Consider the following 13,719-nt stretch of genomic DNA (forward strand, 5'->3'; position numbering starts at 1 on the left):
GTCCCGATGTCACACCTGTCGTCGGCGCGACCCGGAAAGTTCCCGCTGTCTTCCGACACCCGCCCCGGTCCGCGCACCCGCTAGCGTGTCGGGAACACCCTGGAGGATCGATGCGCCGTCCCGCCGCCGCCCTGGCCGCCCTGCTCGTCGGGCTGGTCGTGGTCGTCGCGCCCGCCACGCCCGCCGCGGCCCACACCAAGCTGGCCAAGGCCGTGCCGGCCGCGAAGTCGACCGTGACCGAGCCGGTCGCGCTGGTCGCGCTCACCTTCAGCGGGCTGATCAGGCAAAAGGGCACGAAGGTCGAGGTGCTCGGCCCCGACGGCGTGGACTACCGCGAGGGCGATGCCAAGGCGCTCGACAAGACGATCACGGCGCCGGTGACGGCGCTGCCGGTCGGCAAGATCAAGGTGCGCTGGGAGACGGTGTCGTCCGACGGCCACACGATCAAGGGTGAATACCTTTTCGCCAACTCGGCGGTGCCGCCGCCGGTCGCGACGACTCCGCCCGCGACGCCGGCGCCGTCGGCCGCCGTGACGGCCAGTCCCACTCCCCTGGCGGTCGTCGTGCCGCTCCCGATCGAGGACAACGTCAACCTCGTGCCGGCCGCGATCGTGCTGGTCGTCCTCCTGGGCCTGCTGTTCGGGTTCTTCTGGTGGTGGCGGCGCGCCCGCGCGAGTCGGTGAGGGCTTCTCCACAAACCGGGTACGCCGGGATGCGCGGGGTCGAAGGCCCCGATAGGGTCGCCTACCTATGCCCGCCTCCCCCAGGGCTGCCGCCCCCCGCCTGCCGTCGCTGACCGGGTTGCGCTTCGCCGCCGCGCTCCTTGTGTTCGGCGTCCACGCCTACTCGTTCATCCCGGTCGGCGGTTTGGCGCACGACCTCGGGCACCTGTTGCTCGACCCCGGCGACCTCGGCGTCTCGTTCTTCTTCGTGCTGTCGGGCTTCGTGCTGACCTGGGCCGCCTGGGGCAGCGGCGGTCCGGCGCCCGGGCGCGGCCTCGGCCGGTTCTTCGCGGGCCGGTTCCTGCGGATCTATCCCGCCTACGTCGTGGCGCTGGCCCTGGCGGTGGCGTCCAAGTGGGTCGGCGACCTGGCCGACCCCGTAGGCAACCGGATGAACCAGGTCAACGGCCACAACCTGAGCACCAGCCTGTTCCTGGTGCAGGCGTGGTACCCGGACGACGTGACCTATCTCGGCATCAACCCGGTCGCCTGGTCGCTGTCCTGCGAGATCGCCTTCTACGCCGCGTTCCCGCTGCTCTATCCGCTGCTGCGGCGGCTGGCGGGCCGGGCGCTGGCCGGCGCCGCGGTCGGGCTGGTCGCGCTCGGGCTGCTCGTGCCGCTGATCGCGCACCTCTGGGTGGATCCCGCCTACCAGCGCTGGTTCGTCTACATCCTGCCGGCGACCCGGGCGGTCGAGTTCGCGCTCGGCATCGCGTTGGCGTTGCTGGTCCGGTCCGGCGCCTGGCGCGGCCCGGGGCTGCCACTCGCGTCGGCGCTGTTCGCGGCCAACTACCTGGTCGTCAACCTGCTGCCGCACGAGGTGCGGGACACGGCGGCCGTGCTGGCGACGACGGCGCTGCTGATCCCGGCGGCGGCGACCACGGACCTGGCGGGCGCCCGGTCGGTCTGGCGGCATCCGTGGCTGGTCCGGCTGGGCGACGCGTCGTACGCCTTCTTCCTGGTCCATCTCACGATCATCACGACGACCATGACGATCCTGGGGCGGTCGCACGACTATCCCGCGTGGCAGGCGGTGCCGCTGGGCCTCGGGTTCCTGGTCGTCTCGTACGCGGTCGCCCTGCCTCTGCACCGCTATGTCGAAGTGCCCGCGATGCGCCTTCTGCGCCGCCGCGGCCCGCGCCCGACGATCCCCGCGCCGCGGACTCCACAACCGGAGCGGGCGAGCGTAGGCTAGTCCGTTATGGGGAAGGTTGTCGCAGACATCTCCATTTCGCTCGACGGGTTCGTGGCCGCCCCCGGCGCCGACCTGGAACACGGCCTCGGCCGCGGCGGCGAGGTGATCCACGGCTGGGTCTTCGCCGGCCACCCGATCGACTCCGAGGTGTTGTGCCGCGGCCTCGACGAGACCGGCGCGGTCGTGATGGGCCGCCGCCTGTTCGACTTCGTCGACGGCCCGCACGGCTGGACCGACGAGCTCGGCTACGGCGCCGGCACCGACCAGGCGACGGGCGGGCCGCCGGTGATCGTGGTGACCCACTCCCCACCGCCGGCGTGGCGGCTCGGCGACCGGTTCAGCTTCGCGGGCGACATCTGCGAGGCCGTGGCCCGGGCCCGCTCCGCCGCGTGCGACCGCACCGCGGTGGTCATGGGCGGCGCCGACGTCGTGCGCCAGAGCGTGCTGCTGGGGCTCGCCGACGAGCTGCGGATCCACCTGTCGCCCTGCCTGGTGGGCGGCGGGACGGCGTTGTTCCCGCCGGGCGCGAGCCGGCAGCCCCGGCTGCGCCAGACCGACGTGGTGGTCTCACCGCACGTGACGCACCTGACCTACGAGGTGCTCACCTGACCGTTGGTCCGCCGATCCGTGATCGCGGTCAGGATCGCTTCCGCCGTGACCAGGTCCTGCCAGGACATGCCGACGCTCTTGAACAGGAGTGGGCGGTCGTGCGGTGGGCGGACGCGGCCCGTGACGATCTCGCGCATCGGCACCAGGTCCGCGGCCCGCAGCATCCTGTCCTGGATCGCCAGGCGGACGTCGCCGGCCTCCCGCAGCGCGGTGGCGACGTCCTCCACCACCACCGTCGCGGCGGCGCACAGCACGCCGGGGACCTCTCGGGCGTCCGGTTCGTGCGAGCCCACCGCGATCACGACGGAGGTCTCCCGGACGAGGTTCCCGTCGAACAACGGCGTCCGGGCCGTCGTCGCGCAGACGACGACGTCCGCCGCCCGCAGCACGTCGGCCGCCTGCGGGCTGTCGGCCGCGACCACGTCGGCTCCCGGGACCGGCCGGACCGCGCGGAGCAGGTGGGTCACGGTCGAGAGCGGACGATCCGGCCCCAGCGCCGCCGCGAGCGTCGCGACGTGCCCGTGGGCCTGCGGGCCCGCGCCGAAGACCGCGAGCCGCACCGGGCCTGACCTGGCCAGCAGGTGCGGGCGCACCGCGGCCACGGACACCGCCGGCGTGCGCAGGGTCGTCAGCGCCGTGCCGTCCAGCACGGCGACCAGGCTCAGGGTCTCGGCGTCGAAGAGCAGGTAGGACGCCTGTACGCGGGGCCGGTCGTGGGCCGGGTTGTCCGGTGCCACCGTCGCCACCTTGATGCCCACGTGCCGTTCCGACCGCTCCGACGGCATCAGCAGCAGGTGGCCGGCGCGGACGGGGACAGCGTGGCGGGGCAGGTCGGTGGCAGGGTCCAGGCCGGAACGGAGCGCCTCGGTGATCGCCTCGACGGCCGCGCGGGGGCCTACGGCGGCGCGGACCGCGTCGCCGTCGAGGACGAGCGGCACCATCCCCGCGGCCGGGCTACGAGCCCGGCGTCAGGAACGGGGACGCGAGGGCCGTGCGCGGGGCGCGGCCGTCGTGCTTCTCGTAGGCCTCGCGGACGCGCTGCGGGATCGCGCCACGGTCGCCGACCGGGTCGAGGCCGAGTTGCGGCCCGTACTTGTGGGCCCAGGCGCGGATCGCGCGGGTCTCCTCGCGCAGGCTGGCGCCCTGGGCGGAGATCACGCTGCGGGTGGGCCGGGCGCCGCCGGAGGTCAGCCTCGTGCCGGCCTCGACGTAGGGCTGGATCGCCCGCCGCAGCTTGTCGGCGTTCTCGTCGGACAGGTCGATCTCGAACGCGACGCCGTCGAGAGCGAACGTCACCGTTTCGTTCGCGGTGCTGCCGTCGATGTCGTCGACGAGCCTGACGATGGTCTCTTTGGCCACGAGGCGGGTCCCTACCTGGACGAACGAGCGTTCTCGGTCGTTCCCCACGGTAGCTGATCAGTGATCGAATCGGTGCGCGCCCACCAGCGGCGCGAGGCCGGCGCGGCAAGGGCGGCGCCGCCGGCGTTGCGCCGGAGGTCGTCCACGGAGGACACCCGGTCCAGGCGCACGACGAGCCGCGCCCGTCCGGCCCGCAGTCCAGCGGCGGCCGAACAATCCCGAACACCGGCGCGTTGACGCCGAGCCGAGCGGACTGACAGCATCCATATCGGAGATCATCACTCTGATCGCATTATTCATCGCTGCCACCTACGGCGTCGTTCGGTAGATATCCGGCCTGGTCGAAGCGCGCCCACGGACGCCTTTGAGGCCACGGCCGGAAATGGATATTGGAGCAAGGAGGCGTCGATGTCCGAAAAGGCGAAAAGTGGATTAACGCGTCGACAGATGGTCGGCATGATGGGGGCGGCCGGTGCCGGCCTCGCGGTCGCCCCTGCCCTGGCCGGAGGCACGCCGGCCGCGGCGGCGCCCCTGGCCCAGGCCCCGGTCGCGGCGAAGGACCCGAAGTTGGAGGCCCTCAAGCAGGAGGCGATCCGGGCCGTCGAGAAGCGCGCCAAGCTCGTCCAGGAGATCGTCGACTCGCTGTTCAGCTTCTCCGAACTCGGTTTCCAGGAGTTCCAGACCAAGCGCTACCTGATTTCCATTCTGCGCAAGAACGGCTTCGCCATTCAGGAGGGCATCTCCGGCATTCCGACCGCCTGGCTGGCGACCTGGGGTTCCGGCGGTCCGGTGATCGCGATGGGCTCCGATATCGACGGCATTCCGCGGTCGAGCCAGAAGCCGGGCGTCATCGGTCGCGACCCGCTCGTCGAGCCGATGGGCCTCGACCACGCACCCGGCCACGGCGAGGGGCACAACTCCGGCATGGCGGCCGTGGTGGCCGGCGCGATCGTGCTCAAGGAACTGATGCAGCGCAACAACATCAAGGGCCGCCTGAAGGTGTGGCCGGGCGTGGCCGAGGAACTGCTGGGCTCGAAGGCCTACTACGTGCGCGACGGCTACTTCGACGACGTGGACGTCACGCTCTTCTCGCACGTCTCGTCGGGGCTCACGACGGACTGGGGCGCGGCCTCCGGCAACGGCCTGCTCTCCATCGAGTACACGTTCAAGGGCTCGCCCGGCCACGGCGCCTCACCGCACCTGGGCCGCAGCGCGCTCGACGCCGTGCAACTGATGACCGCGGGGATGGAGTACCGCCGCGAGCACCTGCCCATCCAGCAGCGCACCCACTTCATCATCCCGTACGGCGGCGACCAGCCGAACGTCATCCCGGAGATCGCCAAGGTCTGGTACTACCTGCGCGAGGACACCGCCGACGAGATCCTCGCGCTGCGCGCCCTGGCCGAGAAGATCGCCAAGGCCGCCGCCGAGATGACCGACACGCAGCTCGTCGACATGCGGGTGCTGGGCGCGGCGTCGCCGCAGCACTTCAACAGGCCCGTCGCCGAGGCCGCCGCGGCGAACATGACGCTCGTCGGGATGCCCAACTGGAGCGAGGACGACCACACGTACGCCCGGGCGGTGCAGGAGGCCGCCGGCAGCACGCCGCGCGGGTTGTCGACGGAGGTCGGCGGGCTGTCGGGCCCCATTCCCAACCAGTACCGGCAGGGCGGCGGCTCCGACGACATCGGCGACATCTCCTGGAAGGTCCCGACGATCACGATCCGCTTCCCCGCCAACATCCCCGGCGGCGGGCCGAGCCACACGTGGTGGCAGGCGCTCTCGATGGCGACGCCGATCGCGCACAAGGGCACGACCACCTGCGCCAAGGTGTACGCGACGACGGTGCTCGACCTGCTGCTGCGCCCGGAGCTCGTGCGGGACGCGAAGGCGTACTTCGAGGCGGAGCAGGCCGGCCGCTACAAGCCGTTGATCGGCCCGAACGACAAGCCCTCGATCCACCTCAACAAGGAGCGGATGGAGCTGTGGCGCCCGCGCCTGGAGAAGGTCTACTACAACCCGGCGAGGTACGCGACCTATCTCGACCAGCTCGGCATCGCCTACCCGGGCGGTAGGCAGCGCTAGCCGGACCGACGCGGGCGCGGGCGACCGTGGGTCGGTCGCGCCCGGACGGGACCACGAAGCCGCGACCGGACCGCTAGTATCCGCCGAGTCGACGGCCCGAGGGAGTACGAACACATGGCGTTTGTCGTGGGATCCGCCTACGAGGGCGGCTACGCGTCGGCCCAGATCTTCATGACACTGTGCTGCCTGTTGGTCGTCGCGCTCCTGGCCGGCGGCGCGATCTGGTTCTTCGTGGCCCGCTCGCGGAAGAAGGCGGCGCCGCCGCACCCGATGCAGCCGCCGTATCCGCACCAGGGCTACCCACCGCCACCGCCCCCGCAGCAGGGCTATCCGCAGCAGGGCTACCCGCAGCAGGGTTACCCGCAGCAGGGTTACCCGCCGCCGCCGTACCCCCAGGACCCGCCTGCGCCGCCGCCCGGTGGTGGCGACCCGCGGTGATCGCCTGACATGCTGGGTGGATGTGTAGGAACATCCGGGTTCTGAGCAACTTCGAGCCGCCCGCCACCGAGGACGAGGTCCAGGCCGCCGCGCTGCAGTACGTGCGCAAGGTCAGCGGGACCACCAAGCCCTCCACGGCCAACCAGGAGGCGTTCGACGCGGCCGTCGAGGCCGTCGCCGACGCGACCCGCGTGCTGCTGGCCGAGCTCGTGATCAAGGCGCCGCCGCGCGACCGGGAGACCGAGGCCGCCAAGGCCCGGGCCCGCGCCGCCGAGCGCTACGGGCCGCGGCCGGAGGCTCAGGTCGCGCCGTGATAGAAGAGGTCGCCGAGGCCGATGGTGAAGGCGAGCACCCCGTAGAGGCTGTGCTCGAGCGACGCCACCAGTACGCCAGACCGGCGCACACCAGCAGCACCGGGATCGGACTCCCGGGACTGCCCAGCAACGCATATCCCCCGACGGCGCCGAAGAACAGCACGACGAACTCGACACCACGCGCGACCCGCACGCGCCGCAGGCTAGCCCGGGCCGGGAAACGGCAGGCGTGGTACGACTGACGAATGATCTACGAGTCGCTGCACGTGAGTGTCGCCATCGCACGGTCGGCCGCCGAGGTCTACGCGTTCGCCGGCAACCCCGCGAACCTGCCGCGCTGGGCGGCCGGGCTGACCGGGGCGATCGCCGAGGTCGACGGCCGCTGGCTCGGTGAGACGCCGGGCGGTCAGGTGGAGATCGTCTTCGCCCCGCCGAACCCGTTCGGGGTGCTCGACCACGACGTGACGTTCCCGTCCGGCGAGACCTTCTACAACCCCCTGCGGGTGTTCCCCAACGCCGACGGCAGCGAGATCGTCTTCACCGTCTACCGCCGCGCGGGCACCAGCGAGGAGGCGTTCGCCGCCGACGCCGCCGCGGTGCAGGCCGACCTGCGTACGCTCAAGTCGCTTTTGGAATGATGCCTCCCATGGCCTCCGTCTTCTCCCAGATCATCGCCGGCGACCTGCCCGGGCGGTTCGTGCACCGCGACGACGACGTGGTCGCCTTCCTCAGCATCGCGCCGCTCACGCCCGGCCACACGCTGGTCGTGCCGCGCGCCGAGGTCGACGACTGGACCACGCTCGACCCGGCACTGTGGAGCCACGTCACGGCGGTGGCCGCCCGGATCGGCGCGGCGGTGCGGCGGGCGTTCGACGCGCCGCGCGCGGGCCTGGTGATCGCCGGCTTCGAGGTGCCGCACGCGCACGTGCACGTCTTCCCGGCGCGCGGGATGGCCGACTTCGACTTCGCCAACGTCCGCCACGACGTGCCCGCGGCGGAGCTCGACGACGCCCAGGCGCGAATCCGGGCGGCGCTCGAGAAGGAGTGACTCTGTGTGTCGCTGCCGGCACACAGCGCGTTGTCGGCGGAGACTCAGCGGGTGGAGCCGTCGATCGTCAGCAGACGCACCGTCATCGCGAGCGCGACCGCGGGGGTGGCCGCGCTCGTCACGGCCGGCGCCGACGCGGCGCTCGCCGCGCCCCGCGCCCCGGACCCGGCGCCGTTCACGGTCCGCATGCCCGTGCCACGCGTGCTGCGGCCCGAGTCGACCAGGGGCGACACCGACCTCTACGTGGTGACCGCCAAAAAGGCACGGGTCGAGATCCTGCCCGGTACGCGCACCGAGGTGCTGACATACGCGGGGATGTTCCCGGGACCGACGCTGCGGGTCCGGGCCGGGCGGACGGCGGTCGTGCGGCACACCAACGACCTCGACATGGGCACCGTGGTGCACGTGCACGGCGGCTGCACGCCGGCCGACAGCGACGGCTTCCCGACCGACACGCTCGCGCCCGGGCGGACCCGCGACTACACCTACCCGAACGAGCAGCGCGCCGCCACGCTCTGGTACCACGACCACGCCCACCACATGGAGGCCGAGCACGTCTACCGCGGGCTCGCCGGCTTCTACCTGGTCGAGGATCCGGCGGAGGCCGGCCTGCGGCTGCCCGACGGCGACCACGACATCCCGATCATGCTGCGGGACGCCCGGTTCGACGCCAAGGCCCGGCTGGTCTTCGCGCTGGACGACTTCGCCAACCGCAGGACGATCCTCGCCAACGGCAAGGCGCGGCCGTACTTCCCGGTCGCCGCGCGGCGGTACCGGCTGCGCTTCGTCAACGCCGCGAACCTGCGGACGTTCACGCTGCGCCTGCGGCACGGTGGCAAGACCACCGAGGTCGCGCAGATCGCGAGCGACGGTGGCCTGCTCGCGGCGCCCGCGGCCGTCCGGTCGTGGCGGATGACGCCGGGCGAGCGGGTCGAGGTCGTCGTCGACTTCGCCCGGTTCCCGGTGGGCAGCCAGGTGTTCCTCGAGGACGCGAGCGGCGGGCAGGTGCTGCGCTTCGACGTCACCCGCGGCGGCAAGGACACGAGCCGCGTACCGGACCGCCTCGCCACGCTCCCCGCGTTGCCGAAGGCGACGGGCAGGCGGACGTTCGTGCTCGGGTACGACCGGGCCCGGCGCCGGTTCCTGATCAACGGGCGGCAGTTCGACGACGGCCGGGTCGACACCGAGATCAAGCGCGGCACCACGGAGATCTGGACGGTCACGAACGACGGTTCCAGTTCCGCGATCCCGCACAACTTCCACCCGCACCTGATCCAGTTCCGGATCCTCGACCGCAACGGCCGGCCGCCGGCACCGGGAGAGGCCGGCGTGAAGGACACGGTCTCCGTCGGCCGCGGCGAGACCGTCCGCCTGCAGGCGACCGTCGGCCCCTACACCGGACGGTACGTCCTGCACTGCCACATGATCGACCACGCGTCCAGCGGCATGATGGCGCAACTGCGGGTCGTGCCCTGAAACTCGGTGGCCGGGGGCGCCGACGGGTTGGTTGACTGCGTGCGTGATCGACGAGGTGGACCTCCGCGCGCGGCTGGCCCGGTCGTGGGGGCTGGCGGCCCCGCACGTCGAGGTGCACGACGGCGGCATGAACTCCGCGACCTGGTTCGTCGACCAGGGCGGTGAGCGGTGGGTCGCGAAGGCGGTCGTGCCCGGTGCGCGGCGGGCGTTCGCGGCCGGTCTCGCGGTCGCCACGGCGGTCGAGCGTGCGGGGATCCCGGCGGGGGCGCCGGTGCCGGCCCGGGAGGGCGGCGTCGTCGTCGACGTCGGCGGCGTCCCGCTGGCGTTGCTGACGTTCGTGCCGGGCGAGGAGCTGTCGGGCGCGGGCGACCAGCGGCTGCTCGGCGCGACGCTCGCCCGGACGCACCGGGCACTGCTCGACGTCTCGGTGCCCGGCATGGAGCGGTTCCACTGGGTCGACCCGCGCGGTGCGCATCTGGGCATCCGGCCGTGGGTGCGCCCGGCCGTCGCGGCGGCGGTCGAAGCGTACGACCGCCTCGACCCCCGGACGTTGACGTGGGGCCTGCTGCACACCGATCCCGCGCCGGAGGCGTTCCGCCTCGATCGCGTACGCGGTGCCTGCGGGTTGATCGACTGGAGCACGGCCATGAGCGGGCCGCTGCTGTACGACCTCGCGTCGGCCGTCATGTACGTCGGCGGGCCGGACCGCGCCGGCGACCTCGTCGACGCGTACCTGGCCGAGGGTGTGCTGCCACCCGCCGAGGCGTTGCGGGCGCTGGGTGTGCTGCTGCGGTTCCGGCACGCCGTGCAGGCCGACTACTTCGCCCGCCGCATCGTCACCGGCGACCTCACCGGGATCGCCGCCGCCGCGGACAACGAGCGCGGCCTGGCGGACGCCCACGCCGCCCTCGATCTCTCCCCCGATCCCTCGTAGGGTCCGGGCAGGGTGCTCGGCGGCGCCGGCCCGCTCGAGGCCGGCGCCGCCCGACCAGCCGTGCGGAGTCAGACGGCCGTCCAGCGTTGGGCGCCCGTACCGTTGCAGGTGTAGAGCTGGACCTTCGTGCCGTTGGCGGTGCCGCTCGCGGTCACGTCCAGGCACTTGCCCGAGGCGGGCACGAGGATCGAGCCGTCGGCCCGGAACGTGAACCGCTGGGCGCCCGTACCGTTGCAGTCCCAGATCTGGATCTTCGTGCCGTTGGCCGTGCCACTGCCGTTGACGTCCAGGCAACGGTTGCCGTAGACGCGGACCTCCCCCGCCGCCGTGCGGGTCCACTTCTGGTTGGCGCCGTTGTGGCAGTCCCAGATGTGCACCTGGGCACCCGCGGCGGTGCTCGCGCCGGAGACGTCCATGCACCGGGTCGACTGTGGATTGACCAGTGAGACCGGCGTGGCCGCCGGCGCCTGCAGGCTCGCCGGCACCGACCGCAGCGCGGCGTACCAGGTCGCGGCCATCTTGTCGTAGCCCGCCTGGTTCGGGTGGACGCCGTCGGCCAGGTCGGCCGTCGTCAGCGGCGTGTGCATGTCGACGAGGTGCGTCTTCGCGCCCTTGCCGGCGACGATCCCGGGAATGGCGGCGTTGTACGCGCGTACCCGCTGCTCCAGCGTCGGATCGGTCTCGGGCGTGATCTGCGCGACGAACAACTCGACCTCGGGCGCCGTCGCTCTGATCCTGTCGATCAGCGCCGAGAGCCGCGCGGGCGCGTTGGCGACGTCGTAGTTCTGGTTCATGTCATTGGTGCCGATGTGCAGCAGGACCGTGCGCGGGTTGTAGGCACGCAACCAGCCGACCACGTTGGCGTCGATCTGGTCGATCCGCCAGCCGGAGTGGCCCTCGTGGTCGTGGTCGCCGAGGCTCGCCGGTCCGTTGAAGCCGGAGCCGACGAAGTCGACGGTGTAGCCACCGCCGACCAGCCGCTGCCACAGGTTGATCCGGTAGCCGCCGGGCACGTTGAACCCGTCGGTGATCGAGTCACCGAGCGGCATCACCCGCACGCCGCCGTTGGACTCCGCGGACGCGGGCGCGGCCGGCACCGCGACGAGCGCGACCGCGACGGTCAGCGCGAGACCCAGTCTCCTCCACATGGCACGTTCCTCTCCTCGGTGCCGCCCGGGACGGTGAGCGGCCGCACATCGAGGATCACCTATCGAACGCCGGACGGGCGGGTACGCGGCGCCGAACGCGGTGCCGGCTGCGCCGAACGGTCCGGCGACGCTGTGGCATCGACGGACTACGCTGCGGTGAGCGGGGAGGTGGTGCCCGGTGCGCACGGCCACCGAGGTGTTCCTGATGATCGGCGGTGCCGGTGCACTGCTGCTCGCCGTCTCGCTGATCAGCGACGGGTTCCTCCACTTCGTACACGTCGATCTGCCCGAGTTCTTCTCCGTCGAGGCGGTAGCGGGGTTCGTCGGCGCGTTCGGGTTCGCCGGCGCCATCACCAGCGAGGCCGTCGGCGCGTCGGGCGCGGGCGCCGTCGTCGCCGCCGCGGGCGTGGGCGTGCTCGCCGCGCTGCCGACCGCCTATCTCGCGGTCCGGCTGTCCCGGGCGGCGCGCGACATGCACACCGACGTCACCCCCACGCGGGCCGACCTGGTCGGCACCATCGGCGTGGTCGTCACGCCGATCGGCACCGCGGGCTACGGCGAGGTCCGGGTCCGGCTGCACGGCCAGCCGGTCAAGTTGTACGCGAAGTCCGACCGGCCGCTGCCGGCGGGCGCGGAGATCTTCGTCATCGAGGCTTCCAGCGAGACGAGCGTCGTCGTCGAGCCGGTCCACCCCGTCATGTGAAGGACGGTCCACCATGCTGCTTCTCATCGCTCTCGGCGGCGCCGCGCTGCTCGTCCTGCTGCTGGTCATGTTCGTGCTCTCGCGGATCAAGGTGGCGGGCCCGAACGAGGCCTTCGTGGTCACCGGCCGCAAGGGGCGGGCCATCGAGGCGTCCGACGGCACCCGGCGCACCGACCTGTCGGGCCAGAAGGTCGTGATGGGCGCCTCGGTGTTCGTCGTGCCCGTCGTCCAGAAGATCCAGTCGGTCGACCTGTCGAGCCGGCGGATCCACGTCGAGATCACCGGGGCGGTGACGAAGCAGGGCATCCGGGCCAAGCTGCACGGCGTCGCGATCGTCAAGGTCGGCGGCACCGAGGACTCCGTACGCGCCGCGGCACAGCGGTTCCTGCGCCAGCAGGCCGAGATCGACGAGTTCACCCGCGAGGTGCTGGCCGGCTCGCTGCGGGCGATCGTCGGCCGGCTCACCGTGGAGGAGATCATCCGGGACCGGGCCGCGTTCGCGTCGGCGGTCGCCGAGGAGGCCGAGCACTCGATGACCAACCAGGGTCTCGTGCTCGACACGTTCCAGCTCCAGGACATCGTCACCGAGGGCTCCTACCTGCAGGACCTCGGCCGGCCCGAGGCCGCGCGGGTGCTCAAGGAGGCGTCCATCGCGGAGGCCCGGGCGCGGCAGGCCGCCGAGCAGGAGCGGCTGCTGGCCGAGGAGGCGATCGCGGTCGCCGAGCGGAACCTGGCGGTCAAGAAGGCCGAGATGCAGTCCGAGATCGACGCCGCCAAGGCCCGCTCGGCGGCGGCCGGCCCGCTCGCCCAGGCCGAGCGCGACCAGGCGATCCTGGCCGAGCAGCAGAAGGTCGCCGAGCGCAACGCGGAGCTCAAGCAACGGCAACTCGACACCGAGGTACGCAAGCCGGCCGACGCGGCGCGCTACAAGGTCGAGCAGGAGGCCGAGGCGTCCCGCAACGCGGTCGTCCTGAAGGCCGACGCCGACCGGCAGGCGACCATCGCGGCCGCGCAGGCGTCGGCCGAGCAGGCCAAGCTGACGGGTGAGGGCGAGCGGGCGCGCCGCGCGGCGCTGGCGGAGGCCAACGCGATCGAGGGCGCGAAGCAGGGCGAGGCGGAACAGCGCCGCCGCACGGCGATCGCGGACGCGGTCGAGCGCGAGGGCACGGCGGAGGCGGCGGCCATCCTGGCCAAGGGCAACGCGGAGGCGGAGGCGATGTCCCGCAAGGCGGACGCCTTCGCCACCTACGGCGAGGCGGCGGTCCTGGACCTGCTGGTCCGGGTGCTGCCCGACGTGGTGGAGGCGGCCAGCCGCCCGATGAGCGCGATAGACAAGATGACGGTCATCTCGACGGACGGGGCGTCGTCGCTCGCCCGCTCGGTGGCCGGCAACGTGGCGCAGGGCCTCCAACTCGGCACGGACCTGACGGGTGTCGACCTCCCCAGCCTGCTGGCCCGCCTGGGCAACGTCGTCGAGAACGGCGAGGCGAAGGCGGTCGAGCCGAAGAAGAAGTGAGGGCTGCGGGTGCCATCGATTGACAGCGTCGTGCGGGCCAGAAACGTCACATCGAAACGCGGATAGGTTCGCATGTTGCCAATCGATTGCCGGTTGGCGCGTCTGATCGGGTCATTCGTTCAGGATGGGCCGACCGGCAGCAGCGAATCGGCGTCGATGCATTGCCGTGTGT

Annotated in this window: 15 protein-coding genes; 12 read left to right on the forward strand and 3 right to left on the reverse strand. The window is 72.3% G+C overall.

Annotated elements, in window-relative coordinates; genetic code table 11:
- Positions 1-110: 110 nt before the first annotated feature.
- The 3 genes from Asi02nite_RS10450 (at position 111) to Asi02nite_RS10460 (ending at position 2,526) form a co-directional block, all read left to right on the forward strand.
- The gene (locus tag Asi02nite_RS10450; RefSeq protein ID WP_203712100.1) at positions 111-683 is read left to right on the forward strand and encodes a copper resistance CopC family protein; all 573 of its coding nucleotides are present in this window, start codon (positions 111-113) and stop codon (positions 681-683) included.
- 67 nt (positions 684-750) lie between these two features.
- Positions 751-1,917, forward strand: a complete 1,167-nt coding sequence (locus tag Asi02nite_RS10455) for an acyltransferase family protein (RefSeq protein ID WP_203712101.1) — start codon at positions 751-753, stop codon at positions 1,915-1,917.
- A gap of 6 nt (positions 1,918-1,923) precedes the next feature.
- Positions 1,924-2,526 carry a dihydrofolate reductase family protein gene (locus tag Asi02nite_RS10460; protein ID WP_203712102.1) on the forward strand — a complete coding sequence of 201 codons (603 nt, stop codon included), beginning with the start codon at positions 1,924-1,926 and terminating at the stop codon, positions 2,524-2,526.
- Here the strand turns inward: Asi02nite_RS10460 and Asi02nite_RS10465 are convergent.
- Positions 2,508-3,467 carry an ornithine cyclodeaminase family protein gene (locus tag Asi02nite_RS10465; protein WP_203712103.1) on the reverse strand — a complete coding sequence of 320 codons (960 nt, stop codon included), beginning with the start codon at positions 3,465-3,467 and terminating at the stop codon, positions 2,508-2,510. The genes Asi02nite_RS10460 and Asi02nite_RS10465 overlap by 19 nt on opposite strands.
- Positions 3,468-3,480: 13 nt before the next feature.
- On the reverse strand, positions 3,481-3,885 hold the full coding sequence (locus Asi02nite_RS10470) for a histone-like nucleoid-structuring protein Lsr2 (RefSeq protein ID WP_203712105.1): 405 nt from the start codon (positions 3,883-3,885) through the stop codon (positions 3,481-3,483).
- Positions 3,886-4,332: 447 nt separating this feature from the next.
- Between Asi02nite_RS10470 and Asi02nite_RS10475 the strand changes: the two genes are divergently transcribed.
- From Asi02nite_RS10475 to Asi02nite_RS10505, 7 genes are all read left to right on the forward strand, one after another.
- On the forward strand, positions 4,333-5,970 hold the full coding sequence (locus tag Asi02nite_RS10475) for an amidohydrolase (protein ID WP_203712107.1): 1,638 nt from the start codon (positions 4,333-4,335) through the stop codon (positions 5,968-5,970).
- A gap of 114 nt (positions 5,971-6,084) precedes the next feature.
- Entirely contained in the window at positions 6,085-6,408 is a 324-nt protein-coding gene (locus Asi02nite_RS10480; RefSeq protein ID WP_203712108.1) for a hypothetical protein, read from the forward strand.
- Positions 6,409-6,428: 20 nt separating this feature from the next.
- Positions 6,429-6,722: a DUF2277 domain-containing protein gene (locus tag Asi02nite_RS10485; RefSeq protein ID WP_203712110.1), complete on the forward strand. Its 294-nt coding sequence runs from the start codon at positions 6,429-6,431 to the stop codon at positions 6,720-6,722.
- A gap of 245 nt (positions 6,723-6,967) precedes the next feature.
- Positions 6,968-7,360, forward strand: coding sequence for an SRPBCC family protein (locus Asi02nite_RS10490; RefSeq protein ID WP_203712112.1), 393 nt, complete (start codon positions 6,968-6,970; stop codon positions 7,358-7,360).
- A gap of 8 nt (positions 7,361-7,368) precedes the next feature.
- On the forward strand, positions 7,369-7,770 hold the full coding sequence (locus Asi02nite_RS10495) for an HIT family protein (RefSeq protein WP_203712114.1): 402 nt from the start codon (positions 7,369-7,371) through the stop codon (positions 7,768-7,770).
- 51 nt (positions 7,771-7,821) lie between these two features.
- Positions 7,822-9,246, forward strand: a complete 1,425-nt coding sequence (locus Asi02nite_RS10500; protein ID WP_203712116.1) for a multicopper oxidase family protein — start codon at positions 7,822-7,824, stop codon at positions 9,244-9,246.
- A gap of 43 nt (positions 9,247-9,289) precedes the next feature.
- Positions 9,290-10,180, forward strand: a complete 891-nt coding sequence (locus Asi02nite_RS10505) for a phosphotransferase enzyme family protein (protein ID WP_203712117.1) — start codon at positions 9,290-9,292, stop codon at positions 10,178-10,180.
- Between the two features lie 68 nt (positions 10,181-10,248).
- On the opposite strand, the gene Asi02nite_RS10510 is transcribed toward Asi02nite_RS10505, so the two are convergent.
- The gene (locus tag Asi02nite_RS10510; protein WP_203712118.1) at positions 10,249-11,328 is read right to left on the reverse strand and encodes an RICIN domain-containing protein; all 1,080 of its coding nucleotides are present in this window, start codon (positions 11,326-11,328) and stop codon (positions 10,249-10,251) included.
- Positions 11,329-11,533: 205 nt separating this feature from the next.
- Between Asi02nite_RS10510 and Asi02nite_RS10515 the strand changes: the two genes are divergently transcribed.
- Both Asi02nite_RS10515 and Asi02nite_RS10520 read left to right on the forward strand, forming a co-directional pair.
- Complete coding sequence (locus Asi02nite_RS10515) at positions 11,534-12,031, forward strand: NfeD C-terminal domain-containing protein (RefSeq protein WP_203712154.1); 498 nt, start codon at positions 11,534-11,536, stop codon at positions 12,029-12,031.
- A gap of 13 nt (positions 12,032-12,044) precedes the next feature.
- Entirely contained in the window at positions 12,045-13,547 is a 1,503-nt protein-coding gene (locus Asi02nite_RS10520) for a flotillin family protein (RefSeq protein ID WP_203712120.1), read from the forward strand.
- Positions 13,548-13,719: the final 172 nt, after the last annotated feature.

Origin of the sequence: Asanoa siamensis, from assembly GCF_016862555.1 — a bacterium.
Classification (GTDB): domain Bacteria; phylum Actinomycetota; class Actinomycetes; order Mycobacteriales; family Micromonosporaceae; genus Asanoa; species Asanoa siamensis.

Excerpts from the sequence above, each read along its gene's own strand:
- Asi02nite_RS10515 (WP_203712154.1), top strand. The coding sequence starts at position 11,534 with ATGATCGGCGGTGCCGGTGCACTGCTGCTCGCCGTCTCGCTGATCAGC.
- Asi02nite_RS10450 (WP_203712100.1), top strand. The coding sequence starts at position 111 with ATGCGCCGTCCCGCCGCCGCCCTGGCCGCCCTGCTCGTCGGGCTGGTC.
- Asi02nite_RS10475 (WP_203712107.1), top strand. The coding sequence starts at position 4,333 with ATGGTCGGCATGATGGGGGCGGCCGGTGCCGGCCTCGCGGTCGCCCCT.
- Asi02nite_RS10465 (WP_203712103.1), bottom strand. The coding sequence starts at position 3,467 with ATGGTGCCGCTCGTCCTCGACGGCGACGCGGTCCGCGCCGCCGTAGGC.
- Asi02nite_RS10510 (WP_203712118.1), bottom strand. The coding sequence starts at position 11,328 with ATGTGGAGGAGACTGGGTCTCGCGCTGACCGTCGCGGTCGCGCTCGTC.
- Asi02nite_RS10455 (WP_203712101.1), top strand. The coding sequence starts at position 751 with ATGCCCGCCTCCCCCAGGGCTGCCGCCCCCCGCCTGCCGTCGCTGACC.
- Asi02nite_RS10495 (WP_203712114.1), top strand. The coding sequence starts at position 7,369 with ATGGCCTCCGTCTTCTCCCAGATCATCGCCGGCGACCTGCCCGGGCGG.
- Asi02nite_RS10520 (WP_203712120.1), top strand. The coding sequence starts at position 12,045 with ATGCTGCTTCTCATCGCTCTCGGCGGCGCCGCGCTGCTCGTCCTGCTG.
- Asi02nite_RS10460 (WP_203712102.1), top strand. The coding sequence starts at position 1,924 with ATGGGGAAGGTTGTCGCAGACATCTCCATTTCGCTCGACGGGTTCGTG.
- Asi02nite_RS10480 (WP_203712108.1), top strand. The coding sequence starts at position 6,085 with ATGGCGTTTGTCGTGGGATCCGCCTACGAGGGCGGCTACGCGTCGGCC.
- Asi02nite_RS10485 (WP_203712110.1), top strand. The coding sequence starts at position 6,429 with ATGTGTAGGAACATCCGGGTTCTGAGCAACTTCGAGCCGCCCGCCACC.
- Asi02nite_RS10490 (WP_203712112.1), top strand. The coding sequence starts at position 6,968 with ATGATCTACGAGTCGCTGCACGTGAGTGTCGCCATCGCACGGTCGGCC.